This window comes from Pseudomonas sp. BNK-45 (assembly GCF_047456255.1).
Classification (GTDB): Bacteria; Pseudomonadota; Gammaproteobacteria; order Pseudomonadales; family Pseudomonadaceae; genus Aquipseudomonas.
Window position 1 is genome coordinate 5,788,557 of the sequence record NZ_CP179909.1, and the last position, 24,721, is coordinate 5,813,277.

The following is a 24,721-nucleotide window of genomic DNA, read 5'->3' on the forward strand; positions in this document are numbered from 1 at the left end:
CCGCTGAAGCTCAACCTTTGTGCAGCTTGCTGACCAGTTCCGCCTCGGCCTGGGTCAGGCCGCAGGACTGGGTCAGTTCATCGACGCTGGCACCCATGCCCACCAGGCGCGCGGCCTGGGCGAAGGACAGGCTGGAGGGGTCGCGCTGCTCCAGCTGGGCCAGTTTGTCCGGCAACGGCGCCACCACCGCCCGCAGTTCATGCAGATCCTCGCCCATGCGCACCGTACCGTTCTGGTAATGGTCGACACGCTTGGCCAGCTCCTTGATCCGCTGATCGCGCACGGCATCGCCTTCGGCTTGCTGGGCGGCGATCTGCCGCTGATTGCGGGTGTACGACAGAAACAGCGCCACAGTGGCGACCCAGAGGATCGCCAGGACAATCACCGCTACCTCGAGGATCAATCAGATACTCTCCAGTTCCGACCATTCCTCTTCGCTCATCATCTTGTCCAGCTCGACCAGAATCAGCAGTTCGCCGTTCTTGTTGCAGACGCCTTGAATGAACTTGGCCGACTCTTCGTTACCCACATTCGGTGCGGTTTCGACTTCCGACTGACGCAGGTAAACCACTTCCGCCACGCTGTCGACCATGATCCCGACCACTTGCTTGTCGGCTTCGATGATGACGATCCGGGTGTTGTCATTGACTTCGGTGGGCACCAGGCCAAAACGCTGGCGGGTATCGATCACGGTGACCACATTGCCGCGCAGGTTGATGATCCCCAGCACGTAGCTCGGAGCACCCGGCACCGGAGCGATCTCGGTGTAGCGCAGCACTTCCTGGACGCGCATCACGTTGATGCCGTAGGACTCGTTATCCAGCTTGAAGGTGACCCATTGCAGGATCGGATCTTCGGAACCCTGTGCAGACGACGACTTATTCATACCCTGACCCCTCAAAAAACCGTTGAAAACGGCGTGTGTTCTGTGTGGCTGCGCCCAACGGACGCCGCCTGTGTTTGCTTCACTTCGGCTTGTGGGCCGCTTGACTGATAGCCAGCTGCTTGGCACCACCGGTGGCGATCAACTCCGCCAGTTCGGCCACGTCGAGCAAGGCGCACATGTGTTCGATCACGGTGCCGGCGAGCCACGGGCGTTGGCCACGATGACTGCGCCACTTGATTTCGTTGGGGTCCAGGCGCAACGAACGGCTGACCTGATGCACCGCCAACCCCCACTCATAGCCCTGGACCGAGATCACGTACTGCAGGCCCTGGCGGAAATCATCACGGTAACGATCCGGCATGACCCAACGGGCGGTATCCAGCACTTTCAGGTTACCGGCCTGGCTCGGCAGGATACCGAGGAACCACTCCGGCTGACCGAACAGCGGCGTCAGTTCCTGCCCTGCCAAAGAATAGATCGACCCCAGGCACACCAGCGGCACCGCCAGAGTCAGCCCGGCGACATCGAACAACAGGCATTCGAAAGGCTCTGCCGCCCAGCTGGGACGGTCGCTGCCGGTGACCGGCGGCGGCGTATTGCTGGGTGGCAGGTGCACTTCGACCACCGGCGGCACCAGCGCCTGAAGCATCGGCACCACGGGGGAAATCGAAGTCAGCACCGGCGGCGGTGCTTCCAGAACGGCCGGCGCCGGCATCGACTCCGCCACTCGGGCGACGGGAGCCGCCTGCTGCTGAATCAGCGCATCCCGCGCCTGCTCTTCCAGCACTGCTGCCTGGAACTCGTCCAACACTTCAGTGCCGGCCTCGGGCGTGACCAGCGGAGCTGGCGGCGTGACCTCGACGGCAACCGCAACGGCAGGCTCCGGAGCCAGTTCTTCTTCGGTGGCGTCCTGCAGCAAAGCGTCCAGGTACGACTGCAGCGCCAGTTGGGGCCGGCTCTTGATATCCAGAGGACGGTTCATAAGGATACCCACGCGAAAACCTCGACACAGTGACCTGTCGAGGTTATCGGCCAGGCCGTCGGGCGACTTGAATAAGCCTTCACGTCAAGCCACCTGCGCCACGAGCTGCTGGGCCAGCAAGTGCTTGAGCAAGGCCTTGTAGGCCAGTACGCCGCGACTCTTGCCATCGAACTGGGAAGGAGTGACCCCTGCCCGGCTGGCGTCCCGCAGGCGGGTATCCACCGGGATGTAGCCTTGCCAGATTTCGTCGGGAAACTTGTCCCGCAGGATCCGCAGCGTGCCCAGGGACGCCTGGGTCCGTCGATCGAACAAGGTCGGCACAATGGTGAACGGCAGTGGCTGCTTGCGCGAGCGGTTGACCATCGCCAGGGTGTTGACCATGCGCTCCAGGCCCTTGACCGCCAGGTGTTCGGTCTGCACCGGGATCACCAACTGCTGGCTGGCCGCCAGGGCGTTGACCATCAACACGCCGAGCAACGGCGGGCTGTCGATGACCGCATAGTCGAAATCCTGCCACAGCTGCGCCAGGCTCTTGGCGATCACCAGTCCCAGGCCGCTCTGCCCCGGCGACTGGCGCTCGAGGGTGGCCAGGGCGGTGCTCGACGGCAACAGGGAAATGTGTTCATGGCTGGTGCCCAGCAGCAGCTGGCCCGGCAGGTCCTGGGGCACGTTGCCCTTGTGCAGGAACAGATCGTAGCTGCTGTGCTCCAGGCTGTCCGGGTCGTAGCCGAAGTAGCTGGTCATGGAACCGTGGGGGTCGAGATCGACCACGACCACGCGCTTGCCCGCCTCGGCCAGCAAGCCGGCTAAAGCGATGGAACTGGTGGTTTTACCAACACCACCCTTTTGATTGGCGACTGCCCAGACTCTCATTCGGTTGGTTCCTCCCGCCCGGCCACAGCAGGGCGAGACATAGCGCTAAGTTATAAAGCGGGTGACGGAGAATTGACGGCGCTTCCCTGTACCGGCGTTTTGACCGGGGTTGGTGCAGTTTGTGTGCCAGCACGCTTGAGTGCCGCATCCGGTGTTGCATTGGCGGTGCCGGTGCCGGTCAGGCTGCGCCGCACATCGAGATTGCGCGACACCACCAGCACCACCCGCCGATTGCGTGCACGGCCTTCGGCAGTGGCGTTGTTGGCCACCGGCTGGAACTCGCCATAGCCCACGGAGGCCATTCGCGCCGGATTGACACCCTGCATCGCCAGCATGCGCACGATGCTCGCCGAGCGAGCCGAGGACAGCTCCCAGTTGGTCGGGTATTGCGCGGTCTGGATCGGCTGATTGTCGGTGAAGCCTTCGACATGGATTGGGTTGTCGAAGGGTTTGAGGATCTTCGCCACCTTGTCGATGATGGTGAACGCCTGGTCGCTGGGCATGGCGTCGCCACTGCCGAACAACAGGCTGGAGTTGAGTTCGATCTCCACCCACAACTCGTTGCCGCGCACGGTCATCTGGTTCGAGCTGATCAGATCGCCAAAGGCCGCGCTGATGTCATCGGCGATGCTCTTGAGCGGATCGCTGCCAGCGGAAATCCCGGCGTCGGTCTGCTCGCTGTCCTTGACCAGAGGCTTGGCCGGGGTCACGGTCTTGGGCCGCTCATCACCGATGGGAATCGGCTTGAGGCTGCGATCGGAGTCGGTAAAGACCCCGATCAGCGCCTCGGAAATCACCTTGTACTTGCCCTCGTTGATCGAGGAGATCGAGTACATGACCACGAAAAACGCGAACAGCAGGGTGATGAAGTCGGCGTAGGAAACCAACCAGCGTTCGTGGTTGACGTGTTCTTCTTGCTGGCGACGACGAGCCATAGTCAGTCCATGAAGCCTTGCAGCTTCAACTCGATGGAGCGGGGGTTTTCGCCTTCGGCGATCGACAGGATGCCTTCGAGCAGCATTTCCCGGTAACGGGACTGGCGCAGGGCGATGGACTTCAGCTTGGCGGCGATCGGCAGCAACACCAGGTTGGCGCTGGCCACCCCGTAGATGGTGGCGACGAACGCCACCGCAATACCGCTGCCCAGTTGCGACGGATCGGCCAGGTTGCCCATGACGTGGATCAGCCCCATGACCGCACCGATGATGCCGATGGTCGGCGCATAGCCGCCCATGCTCTCGAAGACCTTGGCGGCCTCGATATCACGACTTTCCTGGGTGTAGAAATCCACTTCGAGGATGCTGCGGATGGCTTCCGGCTCGGCGCCGTCCACCAACAGCTGCAGGCCCTTGCGCGAATAGGTGTCCGGCTCGGCATCGGCCACGCCTTCCAGGCCCAGCAGGCCCTCCTTGCGCGCGGTCAGGCTCCAGTTGACCACCCGGTCGATGCCGCCGGGCAGATCGACCCGCGGCGGAAACAGGATCCACACCAGGATCTGCATGGCTCGCTTGAAAGCGCTCAACGGCGACTGCAGCAAGGCCGCACCGATAGTGCCGCCGAGCACGATCAGTGCGGCCGGGCCGTTGGCCAGTGCCGACAGGTGACCACCTTCCAGGTAGTTGCCGCCAATGATGGCGACAAACGCCATGATGATCCCGATTAGGCTGAGCACATCCATCAGAGACAGGCCTCGACCAGATGCCGGCCGATGTCGTCCAGGCTGTACACCGCGTCCGCCAGGTTGGCTTTGACGATGGCCATGGGCATGCCATAGATCACGCAGCTGGCTTCATCCTGGGCCCAGACCGCGCTGCCGCCCTGCTTGAGCAGGCGGGCGCCTTCGCGACCGTCGGCGCCCATGCCGGTGAGGACCACCGCCAGAACTTTGTCGCTGTAGGACTTGGCCGCAGAACCGAAGGTGATGTCCACGCACGGCTTGTAGTTCAGACGCTCATCGCCAGGAAGAATCTTCACCGCGCCACGACCGTCGATCATCATCTGCTTGCCGCCCGGCGCCAGCAGCGCCAAGCCTGGACGCAAGATGTCGCCATCCTCGGCTTCCTTGACGCTGATGCGGCAGAGCTTGTCCAGACGCTCGGCGAAGGCCTTGGTGAAGGCCGCCGGCATGTGCTGGATCAGCACGATGGGGGCCGGGAAGTTGGCCGGCAGCTGGGTCAGGACCCGCTGCAGGGCCACCGGGCCACCGGTGGACGTACCGATCGCCACCAGCTTGTAGGCCTTGCGCTTGGGCGCCGGCGATGCAGGACCTGGAGCCGCTGCCGGAGCGCGGACCGGAGCCGGTGCTGGCGCCGGGCGCGCACCGCCGAAGCTCGACGGAGTCGGAGCCGGTGCAGCCGGTTGCGGCGCCGGAGCGCTGTAGCTGCTGAAACGACGATTGCTGCGCGAGATGCTGTGGACTTTCTCGCACAGCAGCTGCTTGACCTTCTCGGGATTGCGCGAGATGTCTTCGAAATTCTTCGGCAGGAAATCCACGGCCCCCGCATCCAGCGCATCGAGGGTCACTCGAGCGCCTTCATGGGTCAGGGAAGAGAACATCAGGACCGGCGTCGGGCAGCGCTGCATGATATGCCGTACTGCGGTGATGCCATCCATCATCGGCATCTCGTAGTCCATGGTGATCACGTCCGGCTTGAGCGCCAGGGCCTGATCGATCGCCTCTTTACCGTTGGTCGCCGTACCGACGACCTGGATATTCGAATCCGCTGAAAGAATTTCCGAGACGCGGCGGCGGAAAAAACCCGAATCGTCCACCACCAGGACTTTGACTGCCATAAACACTCCGTTAGGTGGGGCGAGGCCAACCGCCCCTCCCCGCCGAATCAAATACGCCGTGCGGCGTAACGCTTGAGCATGCTCGGAACATCGAGAATCAGAGCGATGCGGCCGTCACCGGTAATGGTGGCGCCGGACATGCCCGGGGTTCCCTGAAGCATTTTGCCCAAGGGCTTGATGACCACTTCTTCCTGGCCCACCAACTGATCGACGACAAAGCCGATCCGCTGGGTGCCCACCGAAAGGATCACTACGTGGCCTTCACGCTGCTCTTCATGAGCGGCGGAACTGACCAGCCAGCGCTTGAGGTAGAACAGGGGCAATGCCTTGTCACGCACGATCACCACTTCCTGGCCGTCCACCACATTGGTGCGGGACAGGTCGAGGTGGAAGATTTCGTTGACGTTGACCAACGGGAAGGCGAACGCCTGGTTGCCCAGCATCACCATCAGGGTCGGCATGATCGCCAGGGTCAACGGCACCTTGATGACGATCTTGGAACCCTGGCCCTTGGTCGAGTAGATGTTGATCGAACCATTGAGCTGGGAAATCTTGGTCTTCACCACGTCCATGCCCACGCCACGGCCGGAGACGTCGGAGATCTCGGTCTTGGTGGAGAAGCCCGGGGCGAAGATCAGGTTGTAGCACTCGGTGTCGCTCAGGCGGTCGGCGGCGTCCTTGTCCATCACGCCGCGCTTGACGGCAATGGCTCGCAGAACGTTGGGGTCCATGCCCTTGCCGTCGTCGGAAATCGACAGGAGGATGTGGTCACCCTCCTGCTCCGCCGCCAGCACCACTTTGCCGCCACGGGCCTTGCCCGAGGCTTCGCGCTCTTCCGGCGATTCGATGCCGTGGTCCACCGCGTTGCGCACCAAGTGCACCAGCGGGTCGGCCAGGGCCTCTACCAGGTTCTTGTCGAGGTCGGTTTCTTCCCCCACCAGTTCCAGGTTGATCTCTTTCTTGAGCTGCCGGGCCAGGTCGCGAACCAGACGCGGGAAGCGCCCGAAGACCTTCTTGATCGGCTGCATGCGGGTCTTCATCACCGCGGTCTGCAGGTCGGCGGTCACCACGTCCAGATTGGACACCGCCTTGGACATGGCTTCGTCGCCGCTGTTCAGACCCAGGCGCACCAGACGGTTACGCACCAGCACCAGCTCGCCGACCATGTTCATGATTTCGTCCAGGCGCGCGGTATCGACCCGCACCGTGGTTTCCGCTTCGCTGGCCGGTTTTTCCGCTGGCGGCGCCGCTGCGGCACGAGCCGGTGCCGGCGCTGCAGCCGCAGCCGGTTTCGGCGCTTCGGCCTTGGCTTCGGGCTTCTTGGCCACGGGTTTGGCAACGGCGGCGCTGGTTGCTGCAGCCGGAGCCGGGGCAACTGCCGCTGCAGGTTTCGCCGCACCCGGGGCTTCAGAGAACTTGCCCTTGCCGTGCAGCTCATCCAGCAGGGATTCGAATTCGTGATCGGTGATCAGGTCGCTACCGGCTGCTGCGGCGCTGGGCGCCTGCGCGGCAGGCACCGCGGCCACTGCTGACTCCAGTGCGTCCACGGCAAAGTTGCCCTTGCCATGCAACTGGTCCAACAGGGCTTCAAATTCGTCATCGGTGATTTCGTCGCCAGCCGCGGCAGCACCAGCGGCAGCAGCAGGCGCTGCGGGAGCTACGGCATCGGGAGCGAACTGCCCCTTGCCATGCAGCTGGTCCAGCAGGGACTCGAACTCGGCATCGGTGATCTCATCGCTGGCAGGCTCGCCCTCGGCCACCGGTGCGGCAGCAGGCGCAGCCTCGGCGTCGGCCTTGGCGGCATTCAGCGAGTCGAGCAAGAGTTCGAATTCGTTATCGGTGATATCCCCTGATGAGGCCTCAGCCTCGGGCTCAGGCTCGGCAGCGACTTCGGCCACTTCTTCGACCGCCGGCGCTGCAGGTTCGGCACCGGCAGGCTCGGCCAGACGCGCCAACGCGGCCAGCAGTTCCGGTGTCGCAGCAGTGATTTCGGTGCGCTCACGGACCTGGCTGAACATGCCGTTCACCGCGTCCAGCGCCTCGAGCACCACGTCCATCAGCTCCGAATCGACCCGTCGCTCACCCTTGCGCAGGATGTCGAAGACGTTCTCGGCGATGTGGCAGCACTCCACCAGCTCATTGAGCTGGAGGAAGCCGGCGCCCCCTTTAACAGTGTGAAAACCGCGAAAAATTGCATTGAGCAAGTCCGCATCATCTGGCCGGCTTTCCAGCTCGACCAGTTGTTCGGACAGTTGCTCTAGAATCTCGCCGGCCTCAACCAGGAAATCCTGAAGGATCTCTTCATCGGCGCCGAAGCTCATTAATGGGTGCTCCTAGAATCCAAGGCTGGAAAGCAAATCGTCTACATCGTCCTGACCGGACATAACGTCTTCCCGTTTATCGGCATGAATCTGCGGACCTTCACCCTTGGCGAGATGTTTTTGCGGATCTTTTTCCGCGAGGATCGATTCACGGTCATGTTCGATACCGGCGAAGCGATCGACCTGGCTGGCCATCAAGACAAGTTTGAGCAGATTGCTTTCGACTTCAGTGACCAACTGGGTCACACGCTTGATCACCTGACCGGTCAGGTCCTGGTAATCCTGCGCCAGCAGAATGTCGTTAAGGTGGCCGGAAACGGTGCGGGTTTCCTGCTCGCTGCGCGTCAGGAAACTGTCGACCCGGCGCGCCAGTTCGCGAAACTCTTCAGCACCGACCTCGCGCCGCATGAAGCGCCCCCAATCTGCGCTCAGGGCCTGGGCTTCAGTGCTCAGGCCATTGACCAGCGGGGTGCTGCTCTCTACCAGGTCCATGGTGCGGTTGGCGGCGGCTTCCGTGAGCCGGACCACATAGGACAGGCGCTCAGTGGCATCCGTGATCTGTGAAACTTCCTCGGCTTGCGGCATGTGCGGGTCAATCTGGAAATTGACGATCGCGCTATGCAACTCGCGGGTGAGCTTGCCCACTTCCTGATACAGGCCGCGGTCACGGGTCTGATTGAGCTCATGGATCAATTGCACAGCTTCGCCGAACTTGCCCTTTTCCAGGCTTTCGACCAGTTCCAGCGCATGTTTTTTCAGGGTCGACTCAAAGTCGCCCAGTGAAGATTCGTTATGCTCCATAGCTCCCCCGTGGCGGAATGGCTACGTACATCAACCGATGCGTTCGAAGATCTTTTCGATCTTCTCTTTCAACGCCTGAGCCGTGAATGGTTTGACTACATAGCCGTTAACGCCGGCCTGGGCAGCTTCGATGATCTGCTCGCGCTTGGCTTCCGCAGTCACCATCAACACCGGCAGGTGCTTGAGCTTTTCATCGGCACGCACGTGGCGCAGCAGGTCGATCCCGGTCATGCCCGGCATGTTCCAGTCCGTTACCAGAAAGTCGATGCTCCCGCTGTTGAGTACCGGAATGGCGGTAGTGCCATCGTCGGCCTCGACCGTGTTGGTGAAACCCAGATCACGCAACAGGTTTTTTATGATCCGCCGCATCGTTGAAAAGTCATCAACGATGAGGATTTTCATGTTCTTGTCCAATTCGACCTCCAAGCAGTCTTAAACGCATCCAGCACCTGAACGCGCCATTCAATCAATTCGGCATAACACACAACGACTGCATGGAGCACATACTGCAAGACCGGCGCAGCGCTTGCCTTACCGGTCCCGATCGCAGTGTCCCCACACTGCCTGTCAGCGCGCTCGCCACTCCCCCAAACGCCCCCGCAAACGGGCCGCGCACTGGCTGTGTAACTGGCTGACCCGCGATTCGCTGACCCCCAGGACCTCACCGATTTCCTTGAGATTCAGTTCTTCGTCGTAGTACAGCGCCAACACCAGTCGCTCGCGCTCCGGCAAATTGGCAATCGCATCCGCCAAGGCAGCCTGGAAGCGTTCATCCTCCAGGTCCCGTGACGGCTCGAGATGAGCACTGGCGCCATCCTCATGCAGCCCTTCATGTTCGCCGTCCTGCAACAGGTCGTCGAAACTGAACAGGCGGCTGCCCAAGGTGTCGTTCAAAATCCCGTAATAATCGTCGAGACTCAATTGAAGTTCGGCCGCAACTTCGTGATCTTTAGCGTCACGACCGGTTTTAGCTTCAATTGCACGAATGGCATCGCTGACCATGCGTGTATTACGGTGCACCGAACGCGGTGCCCAGTCGCCTTTGCGAACCTCGTCGAGCATCGCCCCTCGGATACGGATACCCGCATAGGTTTCGAAACTCGCCCCCTTGCTCGCGTCGTACTTGGTCGACACTTCGAGCAAACCGATCATCCCGGCCTGAATCAGGTCTTCCACCTGAACACTGGCCGGCAACCGCGCCAGCAAGTGATAGGCAATGCGCTTGACCAGAGGCGCGTAGCGCTCGATCAATTCATATTGGCTGTCACGTGCCGACTTCTTGTAGAGGTTGTAGCCGCTGGCAGTCATAGCACCGGTCCCGCTGTTTGATGCACTAGGCGCTCGACAAAAAACTCCAGATGCCCGCGTGGGTTCGCCGGCAACGGCCAGGTATCGACTTTTTGCGCGATGGCCTTGAACGCCAATGCACACTTCGAACGAGGAAAGGCTTCATAGACCGCACGCTGCTTTTGCACGGCCTTGCGCACGCTTTCGTCGTAGGGAACTGCGCCGACGTATTGTAAGGCCACGTCCAGAAAGCGATCCGTGACCTTGGTCAATTTTGCAAACAGGTTGCGCCCTTCCTGAGGGCTTTGGGCCATGTTGGCCAGGACCCGGAAACGGTTCATGCCGTAGTCGCGGTTGAGCAACTTGATCAACGCATAGGCATCGGTGATCGAAGTCGGTTCGTCGCAGACCACCAGCAACACTTCCTGGGCCGCGCGTACAAAACTGACTACCGAGTCACCAATACCCGCAGCGGTATCGATCACCAGCACATCGAGGTTGTCGCCGATGTCGCTGAAGGCCTGGATCAGGCCGGCATGCTGGGCGGGACTCAGGTGCACCATGCTTTGGGTGCCGGAGGCGGCCGGGACGATACGGATACCGCCGGGGCCCTGGAGCAGCACATCGCGCAACTCACAGCGCCCTTCGATGACATCCGCCAGGGTGCGCTTGGGTGTCAGGCCCAGCAGGACATCGACGTTGGCCAGTCCCAAGTCGGCGTCCAGCAGCAAGACCCGCCGGCCGAGCTCAGCCAGAGCCAGGGACAAGTTCACTGACACATTAGTCTTGCCGACGCCACCCTTGCCGCCGGTCACCGCAATCACCTGTACGGGATGCATGCTGCCCATGTTCTTTCTTTACCTTGTCTTACTTAGACGGGGCCACATAACTGGCTGCGCGTTCACCGTTGGAACAATGCATGGCAGACCATCGATGTAGATACACTGCAATCTTTTCATGTCTAACTCAGCCGACCCGCTTGGTCGGGCTGTGGTAGAGGTCAGCGAACATGTCGGCCATGGCTTCTTCGCTGGGCTCTTCCTGCATCTGCACGCTCACTGCGCGGCTCACCAACTGATGCCGGCGAGGCAGGTGCAAATCGTCAGGAATCCGCGGGCCGTCGGTCAGATAGGCGACCGGCAATTCATGACTGATGGCCAGGCTCAAGACCTCGCCAAGACTGGCTGTTTCATCCAGTTTAGTCAGGATGCAACCGGCCAGACCGCAGCGCTTGTAGCTGTGGTAGGCGGCGGTCAGCACCTGCTTCTGGCTGGTGGTCGCCAGCACCAGATAGTTCTTCGCGCGGATCCCGCGACCGGCCAGGCTTTCCAGCTGCATGCGCAATGCCGGATCGCTGGCCTGCAGGCCGGCGGTGTCGATCAGCACCACGCGCTTGCGCAGCAGCGGGTCCAGCGCCTGGGCCAGGGATTGGCCAGGATCGACATGGGTCACCGAGACATTGAGGATACGCCCCAACGTCTTGAGCTGCTCCTGGGCGCCGATACGGAAGCTGTCCATGCTGACCAGGGCAATGTTCTGTGCGCCGTACTTGAGTACATAGCGTGCGGCCAGCTTGGCCAGGGTGGTGGTCTTGCCCATGCCGGCGGGGCCGACCATGGCGATTACGCCACCTTCTTCCAGGGGCTCGACTTCCGGCGTCAGGATCATCCGCGCCAGGTGCGCCAGCAGCATGCGCCAGGCCTGACGCGGCTCGTCGATATCGGTGATCAATGCCAGCAGATCACGGGCCAGCGGACCGGACAGGCCGATGCGCTGCAGACGGCGCCAGAGGTTGGCCTGCTCCGGGCGACTGCCCTGCAATTGGCTCCAGGCCAGGGAACCGAGCTGCACTTCCAGCAGCTCGCGCAGGCCGTTGAGCTCGAAACGCATCGAGTCCAGCGCGCGGGAATCCGCAGCCGGTGCGACTGGCGCCGGGGCCGGACGCGGACGCTCGGTCAGGGTCGGCTCGATCAGCGGTTCGGCAGCGGTCAGCGGCAGGCCGGCGAACAGCTGGCGATTGGTGATCGAGGCGTTGTCGCCCTCGCCCCGCAGGCTCAGTTCGGCCTGGGCGGTGACGATCCGCGACTGAGTCTTGCGCAGCTCGTCCTCAAGCTCCATGTTCGGAACCCGTGGCGACAGGGCCGACAACTTGTAATCCAGGGCAGCCGTCAGCTCGACCCCGCCAGCAATCCGCCGGTTTCCGATGATGGCAGCTTCAGCGCCCAACTCATCACGAACCAGTTTCATGGCCTGACGCATATCGGCGGCGAAAAAACGCTTAACTTGCATAACCCACTACCTCAGCCGTTGGGCCCTACTGTCGCAACGATGGTCACTTGCTTGTTGTCGGGAATTTCCTGGTACGCCAGCACATGCAAACCTGGAACGGCGAGACGCCCGAACCGCGAAAGCATGGCGCGGACCGGACCCGCTACCAACAGAATCACCGGTTGACCTTGCATCTCTTGACGCTGCGCCGCTTCGATCAGCGAACGTTGCAGCTTCTCAGCCATGCTTGGCTCCAGCAGAACGCCTTCTTCCTGGCCTTGTCCTGCCTTCTGCAAACTGCTGAGCAAAATTTGTTCCAACCTTGGCTCCAAGGTGATCACAGGCAGCTCAGACTCAGTGCCTACAATGCTTTGGACGATTGCACGAGACAGTCCGACGCGAACCGCCGCGACCAAAGCGGCAGTATCTTGACTCTTGGCGGCATTGTTGGCGATGGCCTCGGCGATGCTGCGGATGTCCCGCACCGGCACCTGTTCGGCCAGCAGCGCCTGCAACACCTTGAGCAGTTGTGACAGCGACAGCACCCCCGGCACCAGTTCTTCCGCCAGCTTTGGCGAACTCTTGGCCAGCAGTTGCATCAGTTGCTGCACTTCCTCGTGACCGATCAGCTCGCTGGAGTGCTTGTAGAGAATCTGGTTCAAGTGGGTGGCGACCACGGTACTGGCGTCCACCACGGTGTAGCCCAGGGACTGCGCCTGGGGCCGCTGGCTGATCTCGATCCACACCGCCTCCAGGCCGAAGGCCGGATCCCGGGCGGAAATGCCGTTGAGGGTGCCGTAGACCTGCCCCGGGTTGATCGCCAGCTCGCGATCCGGGTAGATCTCGGCCTCGGCCAGGATCACCCCCATCAGCGTCAGGCGATAGGCGCTGGGCGCCAGGTCCAGGTTGTCGCGGATATGCACGGTGGGCATGAGGAAACCCAGGTCCTGGGAGAGCTTCTTGCGCACCCCCTTGATCCGCGCCAGCAACTGCCCACCCTGGTTGCGATCCACCAGGGGAATCAGGCGATAACCCACTTCCAGGCCGATCATGTCGATCGGAGTCACGTCGTCCCAGCCCAGCTCCTTGGTTTCCATGGCCCGGGCCGGAGACGGCAGCAGGTCCTGCTGACGCTGGATCTCTTCCTGCGCCTTGACCTTGACCAGATTCTGCTTTCTCCAGACCAGATACGCCGCGCCGCCGGCCACCGCCGCCAGGCTCAGGAAGGAGAAGTGCGGCATGCCCGGCACCAGCCCCATCACCGCCATCAACCCCGCCGCCACCGCCAGCGCCTTGGGCGAAGCGAACATCTGCCGGTTGATCTGCTTGCCCATTTCTTCGGAACCCGAAGCCCGGGTGACCATGATGGCCGCCGCGGTGGACAGCAACAGCGATGGCAATTGCGCCACCAAACCGTCACCGATGGTCAGCAAGGCGTAGACCTTGCCGGCATCGGCAAAGCTCATGTTGTGCTGGAAGATACCGACCGCCATGCCGCCAATCAGGTTGATGAAGAGAATCAGCAGACCGGCGATGGCGTCACCGCGGACGAACTTGCTGGCACCGTCCATGGAGCCGTAGAACTCGGCCTCCTGGGCCACTTCCAGACGGCGCAGCTTGGCCTGGTTCTGGTCGATCAGGCCGGCGTTCAAGTCAGCGTCGATGGCCATCTGCTTACCGGGCATGGCATCCAGGGTGAAGCGTGCGCTCACCTCGGAGATCCGTCCGGCACCCTTGGTCACGACCACGAAGTTGATGATCATGAGGATCGCGAAGACCACGATACCGACCACGTAGTTGCCGCCGATCACCACCTCACCGAAGGCCTGGATCACCTTACCGGCGGCGGCATGGCCCTCCTGGCCGTGAAGCATGACCACCCGGGTCGAGGCCACGTTGAGCGCCAGGCGCAACAGCGTGGCCACCAGCAGGATGGTGGGGAACACGGCAAAGTCCAACGGCCGCAGGGCATACACGCAAACCAGCAGGACCACGATCGACAGGGCGATGTTGAAGGTGAAAAACACGTCCAGCAGGAACGCCGGCACCGGCAGCATCATCATGGCCAGCATGACCAACAGCAGCACCGGTACACCCAGGTTGCCTCGACCGAGGTCAGCCAGGTTACTGCGAGCCGTGCTGATTAACTGAGAGCGATCCACCGATTTACCCCGTTCCGTAAAGCAAACTTTTGACGCCTGAAGCGGCACGGGGCTGCTACTGCAAGAAGCCTTCCAACTTTGCCGCAGAGCGTGATCGCGCCCTGAACCTGAAGGAATCCGGGTGTCGATGGACAAGATCGCGAGGCCGCCCTCGTGGGCAAGAGGGACGACGCAGGTCAGCTGCAGGAGCCAGGGTTACAAGGCCAGATAATGGCAATTAGCCATTTTTCTGACTGAATCAGGTCCCGTTCGCCGATAAAGCCGCGCCCGGTCGATGCCCGCCCCTGGATACCCGTACCTAGAGAGGCTCCACCGGGCCGCCGGGGGATTGCTTGCCGGACGTGTCACGCCGCAAGTCTGGCGGAATCGGCAGGTCCTTGAGCGGATCGGGGCGCTTGCCCTTGCCCGCGCGATGCTGGCGGATCTGGTAGACGTAGGCCAGGACCTGAGCCACCGCCAGGTACAGGCCCGCAGGGATCTCTTCCTCAAGTTCGGTGGAGTAGTAGATCGAACGCGCCAGCGCCGGGGATTCCAGCAGCATCACTTCATGGGCCACGGCAATTTCGCGGATCTTCAAGGCCAGAAAATCGCTTCCCTTGGCCAGCAGCACTGGCGCCCCGCCCTTCTCGGCGTCGTACTTGAGAGCCACGGCGTAGTGGGTCGGGTTGGTGATGACCACGTCGGCCTCGGGAATCGCGGCCATCATCCGCCGCTGGGACATCTCGCGCTGAGTCTGGCGAATCCGCTGCTTGACCTCGGGCCGCCCCTCCTGATCCTTGTGCTCGTCACGCACTTCCTGCTTGGTCATCAGCAGTTTCTTGTGGGCCTGATACATCTGCACCGGCACATCCACCGCGGCGATCAGGATCAGCCCGCACGCCATCCACAAGGTGCTCCAGCCCACCACCTGGACGCTGTGGATGATCGCCAGCTCAAGGGGTTCGTGGGCGATCCGCAGCAGGTCGTCAATGTCCGACGACAACACCGAAAGCGCCACGAACAGCACCAGGCCGAACTTGGCCAGGGCCTTGATCAATTCGATCACCGCCGAGAAGGCAAACATCCGCTTGAGGCCGGCGGCCGGATTCATCCGACTGAACTTGGGCGCCAGGCTCTTGCCCGCGAACAGCCAGCCCCCCAGGGAAATCGGACCGATGATGGCCGCCAGCAGCAAAGTCAAAAGCACCGGCTGCACCGCCAGGATGGCGATCTTGCCCGAGTGCAGCAGGTACTGCCCCATGGCTCCCGGACTGAGCAGCACCTCCCGGGGCAAGGAAAAATTCAGGCGCATGATTTCCAGCAGGTCCTGGGCCAGGCCACCGCCATACACCAGCAGACCGCCGGCCCCCGCCAACATGATCGCCAGGGTATTGAGCTCCTTGGAACGGGCGATCTCGCCCTTTTCCCGGGAGTCCTTCTTGCGCTTCTCCGTGGGGTCTTCTGTCTTGTCCTGACCGCTTTCGCTCTCGGCCATGGCTCAGCGCGCCTTTGCCAGTTCGCGTAAGAACTGCAGGGCATCGGAGGCCAGCGGTTGATACTGGTTGAGAATGTCGGCCAGGCTGATCCAGACGATGGCCATGCCCAGCACCAGGGTCAGCGGGAAACCGATGGAGAAGATGTTCAACTGCGGCGCCGCCCGGGTCATCACGCCAAAGGCGATGTTGACCACCAGCAGGGCCGTGATCGCCGGCAGCACCAGCAGCAGCGCCGCTCCCAGCACCCAACCCAGCTTGCCCGCCAGCTCCCAGTAGTGATTGACCATCAGGCCGCCTCCCACAGGCAACGTGGTAAAGCTCTCGGTGAGCACCTCGAACACCACCAGATGGCCGTTCATGGCCAGGAACAGCAAGCTCACCAGCATGGTGAAGAACTGCCCGATCACCGCCACCGACACGCCGTTGGTGGGGTCGACCATGGAGGCGAAGCCCATGCCCATCTGGATCGCCACGATCTGCCCAGCAACCACGAAGGACTGGAAGAACAACTGCAGCGAGAAGCCCAGCACCGCGCCGATCAGGATCTGCTCGGCAATCAGCAGCAGGCCGCTGAGGTCCAGGGCATGCACCTCGGGCATGGGCGGCAGGCCCGGAGCGATGACCACGGTAATCGCCAGGGCGAAGTACAGACGCACGCGACGCGGCACCAGGGTGGTACCGAAGATCGGCATCACCATCAGCAGCGAAGTGACCCGGAACAGCGGCAGCATGAAGCTCGCCACCCAGGTACTGATCTGGGTGTCGGTCAACGCCAGCAGGGACATCGGCTCAGCCGATCAGCTGAGGAATACTGCCGTACAACTGACGGATGTATTCCATGAAGGTTTGCACCAGCCAGGGGCCGGCGACGATCAGGGTCACCAGCATCACCAGCAGGCGCGGCAGAAAGCTCAGGGTCTGCTCGTTGATCTGGGTGGCCGCCTGGAACATGGCCACCATCAAGCCCACCAGCAGGCTGGGCACCACCAGCACCGCCACCATCATGGTGGTCAGCCAGAGCGCTTCGCGAAACAGGTCTACCGCGACTTCAGGAGTCATTGTCGAGTACCCGCTAACAAGGTTTTAGACACCGCCGAAACTGCCCGCCAAGGTGCCGATGATCAATGCCCAGCCGTCCACCAGAACGAACAGCATGATCTTGAACGGCAGGGAAATGATCAGCGGCGAGAGCATCATCATGCCCATCGCCATCAGCACACTGGCCACCACCAGGTCGATGATCAGGAACGGGATGAAGATCATGAAGCCGATCTGGAACGCGGTCTTGAGCTCGGAGGTGACGAAGGCCGGCACCAGGATGGTCAGCGGCGCCTGGTCGGGACTGGCGATGTCGGTGCGCTTGGACAGGCGCATGAACAGCTCCAGGTCACTGCTGCGGGTCTGTGCCAGCATGAAGTCCTTGATCGGCACCTGCGCCTTGGCCACCGCATCCTGGGCGGTGAGTTTTTCCGCCAGGTAGGGCTGCAAGGCATCCTGATTCACCCGATCGAATACCGGCGCCATGATGAACATGGTGAGGAACAGCGCCATGCCGGTAAGGATCTGGTTCGATGGGGTCTGCTGCAGGCCCAGAGCCTGACGCAGGATCGAGAAGACAATGATGATCCGGGTGAAGCTGGTCATCAGCATGACGAACGCCGGGATGAAGCTCAGCGCGGTCATGATCAGCAGAATCTGCAGGCTGACCGAGTATTCCTGCTGGCCGCTGGCGTTGGTGCCAAGGGTGATCGCCGGGATCGACAACGGGTCGGCGGCCAGCGCCAGTGGCGCCGCCAACATCAGTGCCAACGTCAAGATGATGCGCAACGGCATTACTTCTTATCCTTCTGATCCTTGCCCAACAGCTCCATCAGGCGCTGGGCGAACTCGGGCGTCGCCTGCTCGGCACTGGGCACCTGCACCGGCTCTTTGAGTACATGCAAAGCAGTGATGGTGCCCGGGGTCAGGCCCAGCAGAACCTGCTCATTGCCCACCTGCACCAGCACCAGGCGATCCCGCGGCCCCAATGCGCGGGAGCCGATCAGTTCGATCACCTGGCCCTTGCCCGCAGGACCGGCCTGCTGCACCCGGCGCAACAGCCAGGCGAGGAAGAAGATCAGCCCGATCACCAGCAGCAACCCCAGCACCAGCTGGGTCAGCTGGCCACTGACACTGCCCACCGCGGGCGCTGCAGCCGCGGCACTCGCCACCGGCTCCGCAGCCAGGGCGCTCAGAGGCAAACCGAGCACAACGCCAGGCAGCTTGTTCACTTAGCGCAGCTTCTTGATGCGTTCGCTGGGGCTGATCACGTCGGTCAGGCGAATGCCGAACTTTTCGTTGACCACCACCACTTCACCGTGCGCGATCAGGGTGCCGTTGACCAGCACGTCCAGCGGCTCGCCGGCCAGGCGGTCAAGCTCGATCACCGAACCCTGGTTGAGCTGCAACAGGTTGCGGATGTTGATATCGGTGCTGCCCACTTCCATGGAGATCGACACCGGAATGTCGAGAATCACATCCAGGTTGGGGCCATCCAGGGTGACCGGCTCGTGACTCTTGGGCACGCTGCCGAACTCTTCCATCTGCAAACGCCCGGAACTTGACGCCGCCCCAGCATCGGCCGCCAACAGAGCGTCGATATCCGCTTGACCGGCATCACCGGTTTCTTCCAGCGCAGCAGCCCATTCGTCGGCCAGTGCCTGGTCGTCCTGGGAGTTAATTTCGTCAGCCATCATGGGTCCTCGACGGGCAAAAATTCATTGAACAGCAAACAGGTTGGAGCGCCGCTCAACGGCGCTCGATCGGCTCGATCACTTGCAGCGCCAGGTTGCCCTTGTGGGAACCCAGCTTGACCTTGAACGACGGTACGCCGTTGGCGCGCATGATCATGTCTTCCGGCAGCTCCACCGGGATCACATCGCCCGGCTGCATGTGCAGGATGTCCCGCAGGCGCAACTGACGACGAGCCACGGTGGCGCTCAGCGGTACGGCCACATCCAGCACGTCCTCGCGCAGGGCCTTGCTCCAGCGCTCGTCCTGGTCGTCCAGGTCGGACTGGAAGCCGGCGTCGAGCATTTCCCGGATCGGCTCGATCATCGAGTACGGCATGGTCACGTGCAGGTCGCCGCCACCGCCATCGAGTTCGATATGGAAGGTCGACACCACGATAGCCTCGCTGGGACCGACGATGTTGGCCATGGCCGGGTTCACTTCGGAGTTTATGTACTCGAAGTTGACCGGCATGATCGCCTGCCAGGCTTCCTTCAGATCGACGAAGGCCTGCTCCAGCACCATGCGCACCACCCGCAGCTCGGTCGGGGTGAATTCACGCCCTTCGATCTTGGCGTGACGGCCGTCGCCACCGAAGAAGTTGTCCACCAGCTTAAACACCAGCTTGGCATCGAGAATGAACAGCGCCGTGCCACGCAGCGGCTTGATCTTCACCAGGTTGAGGCTGGTGGGCACGTACAGCGAGTGCACGTACTCACCGAACTTCATGACCTGCACGCCACCTACCGCCACATCGGCGGAACGACGCAGCATGTTGAACATGCTGATCCTTGTATAGCGGGCGAAACGCTCGTTGATCATTTCCAGGGTCGGCATGCGTCCGCGGACGATGCGATCCTGGCTGGTCAGGTCGTAGCTTTTGACACTGCCGGGTTCGGCAGCGTGTTCGGTCTGTACCAGACCGTCGTCGACACCATGCAACAGTGCGTCGATCTCATCCTGGGACAGCAGGTCCTGCACGGCCATGTCGTGTTCCTACTGCAGTACGAAGTTAGTAAAGAGCAACTGCTCGACCACCACTTTGCCCACCTCTTTCTGCGCCACTTCCTGGACGCTGGCCGTAGCCTTCTGGCGGAGCATTTCCTGACCGACAGGAGTCGCCAGGGTGTCGAAATTCTGTCCGGAGAAAAGCATTACCAGGTTGTTGCGGATCACCGGCATGTGCACTTTCAGCGCATCCAGATCGGCCTGGTTGCGCGCCAGCAGGGTAATGCTCACCTGCATGTAGCGCTGCCGGCCATTCTGCGTGTAGTTGGCGACAAAGGCCGGAGCCATGGGCTCGTAGATCGCCGCCGGCTTGACATTGCTGGCGGTTTCCGCGGCCGGGGCGGGCTTGCTCTGGGAGCTGTGCATGAAATACCAGGTGGCGCCGACCGACAGGCCGATGGCCAGCAACAACGCCAGGACAATCAAGAGGATAAGCTTGAGTTTGCTTTTCCCTGCGGTGGGTTTCTCTGCTGCTTCGCTCTTCGCCATGCCAATAATCCGTCACTATTCGGGGGTTCACAGTCGCACGGCAAGGCAAGAGCAAGTGTTATGCCAGATTTGTCTGGAATGCGGGGATGAGCTGCGGGGAGGGAGAAGCAAGGGCCATGGCGAGCGGATCGTCACGGCCCCTTTGTCACTCAATCAAGCGTAATAGTCGACCGCGCTGGTACCAATGACCGTCTGCACGGGCGCGGCCACTTCAGCCACGCCATGGGGCAACTCTTCGTCGCCACCGTCCAGGCTTGTGCCACGGGTGCTGGAGCCACTGCGACGGGCCTGTTCCTGCTGAGCCTGCTCCTGCCCCTGCCAGCCGCGGGACTGATCGGATACGTTGACGTCCACCTGCCCCAGCCCCTGCTGGTTGAACATGTCCCGCATGCGGTGCATCTGCCCCTCCAGGGCTTCGCGGACGCCGGCATGGGCACTCATGAAGGTCACCTGGGTCTGCTGGTCGGGGATCATGTGCACGCGAATATCCAGGCGCCCCAGCTCCGCAGGCTGCAACTGGATGTCCGCCGACTTGAGGTTGGCACTGGACAGGTACATCACCCGGTTGACCACTTCATCGGTCCAGCCGCTCTGGTGCATGGCCAGGGGCTGGTTGACCGGCACCGCGTTGGCGGTCTTGGGCGTTGCCGCCTGAGTCAGAGCCGCCAGGCGATTGGCGAAATCATCCACCCGGGTATCGCTGGAAGCCCCCTTGAGGTCTTTCAGGCCATCGGCAATCAGACCGGTGAAGGCCTTTTCACCGCCTTGCTCAGTACCGCCTTTGCCGGCCTGCTGCTCCAACATGCCGACCATGGCATTGGCGAAGTTCTGCACCGACGCCAACTGACCCTCGGTATTGGCGCTCGCCGGTGCGGCCTTGGGCTGAGCCTGACTGGAAGCCGAGACGTGACCGCCCTGTTCCATGGCCAGGCGCACTGCCGGCATGGCATCCAGAGGATCGGCCTCGGGGTCGAACACGGCCTTGGGCGGCTCGGCCGCAGGGGCCACCGCCGGCACTGCCGCGGCCACCACTGCCGGCACCACCACGGGCACTTCAACCTGAGGTTGCGGCGCTGCCACCGGCGGCACTTCGGCGACCTGAGGCTGGGGCTGGATGGCCGGCAACAGACCAGGGTCCAGCGGTGCCGGATTTACCGAAGCATCGGCCTGGGAGTTATCGACCGACTGGCTATCAGCCGACTTGCTGTCGGCCGGCTTACTGTCGTCACTGGCGGCGCTGGCCGTTTTGCTGTCGCTGCTCGTCGACTTGTCGGCAGGCAAGGATTTGCCGCTATCGGCAACCACGGGCTGCGACGCGGCAGACTGATTGCTGGCGACATCTTTCTTTGGACTATTGTCGGCGCCCTTGTCACGCACCGGCCTGGGCGAGTTGTCGGCAAAGGTTGGCGACTTGCTCAGCGGCTGGCTCTGGGCCTCCTTGGCATAGAGCTGGGCGAAGCTGGACGCCTTGTCACCAGGCTCGGCAACGCTTGCCAGGGGGCTGGCAGGAGTCGCTTGAGTCTTGGACTTAGCGCTGGCCTGAGCGGTGGCCTGAAGAAGCGTATTAGGGGTAACAGCCATGGGACAGTCTCCGCTGCACGGGGATCGTAGGTACAGTCGGGAAACTTGATTGCAAAGGTCGAGCCAGTTTCGTCAACCCGATGAAAAAATATTGTTCAACAGTGAAAGCGCTGCAGTTCCTGCTCGCACAAGCGCCGGACAATGGCGAACTCGCCATCAATCTCCCCTACCAGGCGGGCTATGCCGTCAGTGGCGGATTGCCCGGCCCGCAACTCCAGCTCATGGCAGAGTTCCGCCAGGCGGATGGCCCCCATGTTGCTGCTGCTGCCCTTGAGGCTGTGAGCGGTGGCCACCAGCTGCAGAGCGTCCTCGGACTGGTGCAACAAGCGCACCCGCTCCTCGGAATCGCAGACGAACGTGTCCAGCAGGACGGGGTATTCATCCTCCATGACTTCCTGCAATGCATTGAGCACCGTGTGGTCCAGATGGATCTCAGCCACTTGTTCACTCCTTGATCAAGAAACTTCGGGATTATGCCAGAGCGTCCCAGGAAAACTCCACGCAGACACTGCGCCCATCGTCCGACCACAGAGCCTCGCGGCTCATCTGTCGGATCAGGCTGACGCCACGCCCAGAAAACCGTCCGGCATCGTTGGGACGGGCCAGAACGGCCGCCACATCAAAGCCCTCGCCACTGTCTTCGACCCGCACCACCAGACGCCCTCCCGCCTCCAGCGGCTGTACCTGCAGGTGCACCCGGACAAACCCTTCCTGCAACTGCTCCAGCCGCGTCGCACGCTCGCGGTAGTAGCGGGTAAACCCCTCGGCATCGCGCTTGAGCCGGGAGTCGAGCTTGAGCACTCCATGCTCCAGAGCATTGGAATAGAGCTCGGCCAGGACACTGTAAAGAGCCCCGCTCTGGGAGCGCAGGCCGTGCACTTCAAGCAGCAATTGCAATAGGTATGGCAGCGGATTGAAGCGCTTGAGGGTGGCCGCGCGAAACTCGAAACTCAACGACCAATCCAGTGGACAGGACTGGCCGCTGTCGGAGTACACCGGGGCTGGCGGCGTCAACCTGGGAAACTCCGGCAACCCGACCTCGACCATGCTCACATCGTCCCGGGCACTACCGCCAAAGCTCTCCAGGGCCAGCTGGACCTCCTCGAACAGTCGCTCCGGCTGGCGGTTGGCGGCGAACACCCGATGCAGTCGTTCCACGCCAAACAGCTCCTCCTCGGCATTGCAGGTGTCGATCACCCCGTCGGACAGCAGGAACACCCGATCTCCGGGCATCATGGAGAACACCTCGGTACGATCCTCGAACGCCTCGGCACTCAATATGCCAAGGGGCAGATGCCGCGCCACCAGTGGCGTGCGCGCATCACCGGCATGGCGATACAGGTAGCCCTCGGGCATGCCGCCGTTCCACACCTCCACCGACCGTCGCTGGTAGCTCAGGCACAACAGGGTCGCGCAACAAAACATGTCCACCGGCAGGATGCGCTTGAGCTTGGCGTTCATCTCCCGCAGGGTTTCCGGCAAACCGTAGCCCTTGGCGGTCATGCCATAGAACACTTCGGCCAGAGGCATCGCCCCGACGGCCGCAGGCAATCCGTGCCCGGTGAAATCCCCCAGCAGCACATGCATGTCCCCCGCCGGGGTATAGGCCGCCAGCAACAGATCGCCGTTGAACAGCGCATAAGGCGATTGCAGATAGCGGATGTTCGGCGCGTCCAGGCAGCCGGAGTGGGCCACCTTGTCGAACACCGCCTTGGCCACTCGCTGCTCGTTGAGCAGGTAATCGTGGTGACGGGTGATCTGATCGCGCTGGGCCAGCACGGTTTCCTGCAGGCGGCGCAATCGATCCATGGCGTTGATCTTGGCGCCCAGGATCACCGGGTTGTAAGGCTTGGCCAGAAAGTCGTCGCCGCCCGCCTCCAGACAACGGGCAAGCGCCTCGCTCTCACTCAGGGAGGTCAGAAAGATGATCGGTACCAGCGTCTCGCCCGCCAGGGCCTTGATCCGCCGCGCCGCCTCGAAGCCGTCCATCACCGGCATCAGCGCATCCATCAGCACGATCTGTGGCCGCTGCTGCTCGAACAGCGCCAGGGCCTCGGCGCCATTGCCGGCCACCAGTACCTGATGCCCCTGGCGCCGGATAATGCCGGACAGCAGCAGACGGTCCGCCGCGCCATCTTCGGCAATCAGCACACACAGGGGCTCGGCCATCGAGCGCAGCCCGCTCAACTGATATCGAAAAGCTTGTCGAAATTGGAGATGGCGAGAATCTTGCGCACATCCGAGTTGCTGTTGATCACCCGGACATCGGCATTGTCACCGCCGGCATGGTCACGCAGCAGTAGCAGCATGCCCAGGGCAGAGCTGTCGAGGTAGGTGGCTTCCTTGAGATCCACCACGATGGACTCCGGCGTCCGATTGAGCCGCTCATAGGATTCGCGAAACTCCTGATGACGCCCGAAATCAAAGCGCCCACGGATGGAGATCGTGAGTTTCTGACCGTCCGGGGATATTTCTGTAACGACCGACATGTGACTGCTTCCTTGTCATTGACGACGTTTAAAAGGTTTAGCACCCACCGGGCAGACGAACAACCTGCAGACGAAAAATGAGCGCAATCAGTAGGGATTCTGACGGGGCAGACGCTGGGAAAGTTCATCCAGCAACTTCTGTTCGCGCTTGTCCTCAAGCGCCCGAGCCTCGTCAATGTAGCGCTGCACCAGCTTGCGCAGCCCTTCCACCCGGGCATAAGCCTGCTGCCAGGCCTCCCGCGCGCGATCGAGGTTGTTCTGATGCCAGGCCAGGCTTTGCCGCTGCTGGGCCACCGCCGTGTCCAACTGACTGAGAAAGTACTGGTAGTTCATCAGCCAGTGACCGCTGACGCCCAGCTTGCCGCGCTCGACCCACTGCTCCTGGTAATCGCCGCGAAAGCGCTCCAGATCCCCCAGCTTGCTCTCGGCCACGCGCACCTGGCCATGGAAGTACTCCAAGCGCTGGGCAGCGGTACGCTCGGCGCTTTCAGCCATGTCCACCACCGGCGCCAGGCGCGCCGCACGGCTATCGGCCAT

The 24,721-nt window shown here is 62.1% G+C and carries 27 protein-coding genes; all 27 read right to left on the bottom strand.

Features of this window, described 5'->3' with window-relative positions; genetic code table 11:
• Positions 1 to 10 precede the first annotated feature (10 nt).
• Positions 11 to 403: a DUF2802 domain-containing protein gene (locus ACMGG8_RS26185; RefSeq protein ID WP_016965424.1), complete on the bottom strand. Its 393-nt coding sequence runs from the start codon at positions 401 to 403 to the stop codon at positions 11 to 13.
• Entirely contained in the window at positions 404 to 886 is a 483-nt protein-coding gene (locus ACMGG8_RS26190; protein ID WP_011060011.1) for a chemotaxis protein CheW, read from the bottom strand.
• 79 nt (positions 887 to 965) lie between these two features.
• Positions 966 to 1,868 (bottom strand): CheW domain-containing protein, encoded by a 903-nt coding sequence (locus ACMGG8_RS26195; protein ID WP_060842824.1) that lies wholly within the window; start codon positions 1,866 to 1,868, stop codon positions 966 to 968.
• A gap of 84 nt (positions 1,869 to 1,952) precedes the next feature.
• Positions 1,953 to 2,741 (bottom strand): ParA family protein, encoded by a 789-nt coding sequence (locus tag ACMGG8_RS26200; RefSeq protein ID WP_047302706.1) that lies wholly within the window; start codon positions 2,739 to 2,741, stop codon positions 1,953 to 1,955.
• 50 nt (positions 2,742 to 2,791) lie between these two features.
• Positions 2,792 to 3,676: a flagellar motor protein MotD gene (gene motD / locus ACMGG8_RS26205; protein ID WP_060842822.1), complete on the bottom strand. Its 885-nt coding sequence runs from the start codon at positions 3,674 to 3,676 to the stop codon at positions 2,792 to 2,794.
• A gap of 2 nt (positions 3,677 to 3,678) precedes the next feature.
• Positions 3,679 to 4,419, bottom strand: coding sequence for a flagellar motor protein (locus ACMGG8_RS26210; RefSeq protein WP_016963185.1), 741 nt, complete (start codon positions 4,417 to 4,419; stop codon positions 3,679 to 3,681).
• On the bottom strand, positions 4,419 to 5,534 hold the full coding sequence (locus ACMGG8_RS26215; RefSeq protein ID WP_060838156.1) for a protein-glutamate methylesterase/protein-glutamine glutaminase: 1,116 nt from the start codon (positions 5,532 to 5,534) through the stop codon (positions 4,419 to 4,421). Before ACMGG8_RS26215 ends, ACMGG8_RS26210 begins: the two co-directional genes overlap by 1 nt.
• Before the next feature lie 47 nt (positions 5,535 to 5,581).
• Positions 5,582 to 7,855 carry a chemotaxis protein CheA gene (locus tag ACMGG8_RS26220; RefSeq protein WP_060842821.1) on the bottom strand — a complete coding sequence of 758 codons (2,274 nt, stop codon included), beginning with the start codon at positions 7,853 to 7,855 and terminating at the stop codon, positions 5,582 to 5,584.
• Positions 7,856 to 7,867: 12 nt separating this feature from the next.
• Entirely contained in the window at positions 7,868 to 8,656 is a 789-nt protein-coding gene (locus ACMGG8_RS26225) for a protein phosphatase CheZ (RefSeq protein ID WP_047284566.1), read from the bottom strand.
• A 30-nt stretch (positions 8,657 to 8,686) separates the two neighbouring features.
• Positions 8,687 to 9,058: a chemotaxis response regulator CheY gene (locus ACMGG8_RS26230; protein ID WP_003183998.1), complete on the bottom strand. Its 372-nt coding sequence runs from the start codon at positions 9,056 to 9,058 to the stop codon at positions 8,687 to 8,689.
• Positions 9,059 to 9,223: 165 nt separating this feature from the next.
• The gene (gene fliA / locus ACMGG8_RS26235; RefSeq protein WP_011060003.1) at positions 9,224 to 9,964 is read right to left on the bottom strand and encodes an RNA polymerase sigma factor FliA; all 741 of its coding nucleotides are present in this window, start codon (positions 9,962 to 9,964) and stop codon (positions 9,224 to 9,226) included.
• The gene (gene fleN, locus ACMGG8_RS26240) at positions 9,961 to 10,791 is read right to left on the bottom strand and encodes a flagellar synthesis regulator FleN (RefSeq protein ID WP_016963180.1); all 831 of its coding nucleotides are present in this window, start codon (positions 10,789 to 10,791) and stop codon (positions 9,961 to 9,963) included. Before fleN ends, fliA begins: the two co-directional genes overlap by 4 nt.
• Before the next feature lie 118 nt (positions 10,792 to 10,909).
• Complete coding sequence (flhF, locus tag ACMGG8_RS26245) at positions 10,910 to 12,232, bottom strand: flagellar biosynthesis protein FlhF (protein ID WP_060838154.1); 1,323 nt, start codon at positions 12,230 to 12,232, stop codon at positions 10,910 to 10,912.
• A gap of 11 nt (positions 12,233 to 12,243) precedes the next feature.
• Positions 12,244 to 14,373, bottom strand: a complete 2,130-nt coding sequence (gene flhA / locus ACMGG8_RS26250; protein WP_060842820.1) for a flagellar biosynthesis protein FlhA — start codon at positions 14,371 to 14,373, stop codon at positions 12,244 to 12,246.
• Positions 14,374 to 14,671: 298 nt separating this feature from the next.
• Positions 14,672 to 15,847, bottom strand: a complete 1,176-nt coding sequence (gene flhB / locus ACMGG8_RS26255) for a flagellar biosynthesis protein FlhB (protein ID WP_414158696.1) — start codon at positions 15,845 to 15,847, stop codon at positions 14,672 to 14,674.
• Positions 15,848 to 15,850: 3 nt separating this feature from the next.
• Complete coding sequence (fliR, locus tag ACMGG8_RS26260) at positions 15,851 to 16,633, bottom strand: flagellar biosynthetic protein FliR (RefSeq protein ID WP_414158697.1); 783 nt, start codon at positions 16,631 to 16,633, stop codon at positions 15,851 to 15,853.
• A gap of 4 nt (positions 16,634 to 16,637) precedes the next feature.
• Positions 16,638 to 16,907 carry a flagellar biosynthesis protein FliQ gene (fliQ, locus tag ACMGG8_RS26265; protein WP_011059988.1) on the bottom strand — a complete coding sequence of 90 codons (270 nt, stop codon included), beginning with the start codon at positions 16,905 to 16,907 and terminating at the stop codon, positions 16,638 to 16,640.
• A gap of 24 nt (positions 16,908 to 16,931) precedes the next feature.
• Positions 16,932 to 17,681 carry a flagellar type III secretion system pore protein FliP gene (fliP, locus tag ACMGG8_RS26270; RefSeq protein ID WP_011059987.1) on the bottom strand — a complete coding sequence of 250 codons (750 nt, stop codon included), beginning with the start codon at positions 17,679 to 17,681 and terminating at the stop codon, positions 16,932 to 16,934.
• Positions 17,681 to 18,118: a flagellar biosynthetic protein FliO gene (fliO, locus tag ACMGG8_RS26275; RefSeq protein WP_060838150.1), complete on the bottom strand. Its 438-nt coding sequence runs from the start codon at positions 18,116 to 18,118 to the stop codon at positions 17,681 to 17,683. Before fliO ends, fliP begins: the two co-directional genes overlap by 1 nt.
• On the bottom strand, positions 18,119 to 18,580 hold the full coding sequence (fliN, locus tag ACMGG8_RS26280; RefSeq protein WP_042940599.1) for a flagellar motor switch protein FliN: 462 nt from the start codon (positions 18,578 to 18,580) through the stop codon (positions 18,119 to 18,121).
• A gap of 55 nt (positions 18,581 to 18,635) precedes the next feature.
• On the bottom strand, positions 18,636 to 19,604 hold the full coding sequence (gene fliM / locus ACMGG8_RS26285; protein ID WP_011059984.1) for a flagellar motor switch protein FliM: 969 nt from the start codon (positions 19,602 to 19,604) through the stop codon (positions 18,636 to 18,638).
• A 9-nt stretch (positions 19,605 to 19,613) separates the two neighbouring features.
• Positions 19,614 to 20,114: a flagellar basal body-associated protein FliL gene (fliL, locus tag ACMGG8_RS26290; protein ID WP_060838149.1), complete on the bottom strand. Its 501-nt coding sequence runs from the start codon at positions 20,112 to 20,114 to the stop codon at positions 19,614 to 19,616.
• 153 nt (positions 20,115 to 20,267) lie between these two features.
• Positions 20,268 to 21,695, bottom strand: a complete 1,428-nt coding sequence (locus ACMGG8_RS26295; protein WP_414158698.1) for a flagellar hook-length control protein FliK — start codon at positions 21,693 to 21,695, stop codon at positions 20,268 to 20,270.
• 95 nt (positions 21,696 to 21,790) lie between these two features.
• Positions 21,791 to 22,135, bottom strand: a complete 345-nt coding sequence (locus ACMGG8_RS26300) for an Hpt domain-containing protein (protein ID WP_060838147.1) — start codon at positions 22,133 to 22,135, stop codon at positions 21,791 to 21,793.
• A gap of 31 nt (positions 22,136 to 22,166) precedes the next feature.
• A complete protein-coding gene (locus ACMGG8_RS26305; protein ID WP_414158699.1) occupies positions 22,167 to 23,864 on the bottom strand; it encodes a SpoIIE family protein phosphatase in 1,698 nt (565 codons plus the stop codon).
• A gap of 14 nt (positions 23,865 to 23,878) precedes the next feature.
• Positions 23,879 to 24,184, bottom strand: coding sequence for an STAS domain-containing protein (locus tag ACMGG8_RS26310; RefSeq protein ID WP_011059979.1), 306 nt, complete (start codon positions 24,182 to 24,184; stop codon positions 23,879 to 23,881).
• A gap of 87 nt (positions 24,185 to 24,271) precedes the next feature.
• Entirely contained in the window at positions 24,272 to 24,721 is a 450-nt protein-coding gene (gene fliJ / locus ACMGG8_RS26315) for a flagellar export protein FliJ (protein ID WP_016963162.1), read from the bottom strand.

Bases quoted from the DNA above. Each gene is read 5' to 3' on its own strand.
- ACMGG8_RS26190 (WP_011060011.1), bottom strand. From the start codon at position 886: ATGAATAAGTCGTCGTCTGCACAGGGTTCCGAAGATCCGATCCTGCAA.
- ACMGG8_RS26195 (WP_060842824.1), bottom strand. From the start codon at position 1,868: ATGAACCGTCCTCTGGATATCAAGAGCCGGCCCCAACTGGCGCTGCAG.
- ACMGG8_RS26200 (WP_047302706.1), bottom strand. From the start codon at position 2,741: ATGAGAGTCTGGGCAGTCGCCAATCAAAAGGGTGGTGTTGGTAAAACC.
- motD (WP_060842822.1), bottom strand. From the start codon at position 3,676: ATGGCTCGTCGTCGCCAGCAAGAAGAACACGTCAACCACGAACGCTGG.
- ACMGG8_RS26210 (WP_016963185.1), bottom strand. From the start codon at position 4,419: ATGGATGTGCTCAGCCTAATCGGGATCATCATGGCGTTTGTCGCCATC.
- ACMGG8_RS26215 (WP_060838156.1), bottom strand. From the start codon at position 5,534: ATGGCAGTCAAAGTCCTGGTGGTGGACGATTCGGGTTTTTTCCGCCGC.
- ACMGG8_RS26220 (WP_060842821.1), bottom strand. From the start codon at position 7,855: ATGAGCTTCGGCGCCGATGAAGAGATCCTTCAGGATTTCCTGGTTGAG.
- ACMGG8_RS26225 (WP_047284566.1), bottom strand. From the start codon at position 8,656: ATGGAGCATAACGAATCTTCACTGGGCGACTTTGAGTCGACCCTGAAA.
- ACMGG8_RS26230 (WP_003183998.1), bottom strand. From the start codon at position 9,058: ATGAAAATCCTCATCGTTGATGACTTTTCAACGATGCGGCGGATCATA.
- fliA (WP_011060003.1), bottom strand. From the start codon at position 9,964: ATGACTGCCAGCGGCTACAACCTCTACAAGAAGTCGGCACGTGACAGC.
- fleN (WP_016963180.1), bottom strand. From the start codon at position 10,791: ATGGGCAGCATGCATCCCGTACAGGTGATTGCGGTGACCGGCGGCAAG.
- flhF (WP_060838154.1), bottom strand. From the start codon at position 12,232: ATGCAAGTTAAGCGTTTTTTCGCCGCCGATATGCGTCAGGCCATGAAA.
- flhB (WP_414158696.1), bottom strand. From the start codon at position 15,847: ATGGCCGAGAGCGAAAGCGGTCAGGACAAGACAGAAGACCCCACGGAG.
- fliR (WP_414158697.1), bottom strand. From the start codon at position 16,633: ATGTCCCTGCTGGCGTTGACCGACACCCAGATCAGTACCTGGGTGGCG.
- fliQ (WP_011059988.1), bottom strand. From the start codon at position 16,907: ATGACTCCTGAAGTCGCGGTAGACCTGTTTCGCGAAGCGCTCTGGCTG.
- fliP (WP_011059987.1), bottom strand. From the start codon at position 17,681: ATGCCGTTGCGCATCATCTTGACGTTGGCACTGATGTTGGCGGCGCCA.
- fliN (WP_042940599.1), bottom strand. From the start codon at position 18,580: ATGGCTGACGAAATTAACTCCCAGGACGACCAGGCACTGGCCGACGAA.
- fliM (WP_011059984.1), bottom strand. From the start codon at position 19,604: ATGGCCGTGCAGGACCTGCTGTCCCAGGATGAGATCGACGCACTGTTG.
- fliL (WP_060838149.1), bottom strand. From the start codon at position 20,114: ATGGCGAAGAGCGAAGCAGCAGAGAAACCCACCGCAGGGAAAAGCAAA.
- ACMGG8_RS26295 (WP_414158698.1), bottom strand. From the start codon at position 21,695: ATGGCTGTTACCCCTAATACGCTTCTTCAGGCCACCGCTCAGGCCAGC.
- ACMGG8_RS26305 (WP_414158699.1), bottom strand. From the start codon at position 23,864: ATGGCCGAGCCCCTGTGTGTGCTGATTGCCGAAGATGGCGCGGCGGAC.
- ACMGG8_RS26310 (WP_011059979.1), bottom strand. From the start codon at position 24,184: ATGTCGGTCGTTACAGAAATATCCCCGGACGGTCAGAAACTCACGATC.
- fliJ (WP_016963162.1), bottom strand. From the start codon at position 24,721: ATGGCCGATAGCCGTGCGGCGCGCCTGGCGCCGGTGGTGGACATGGCT.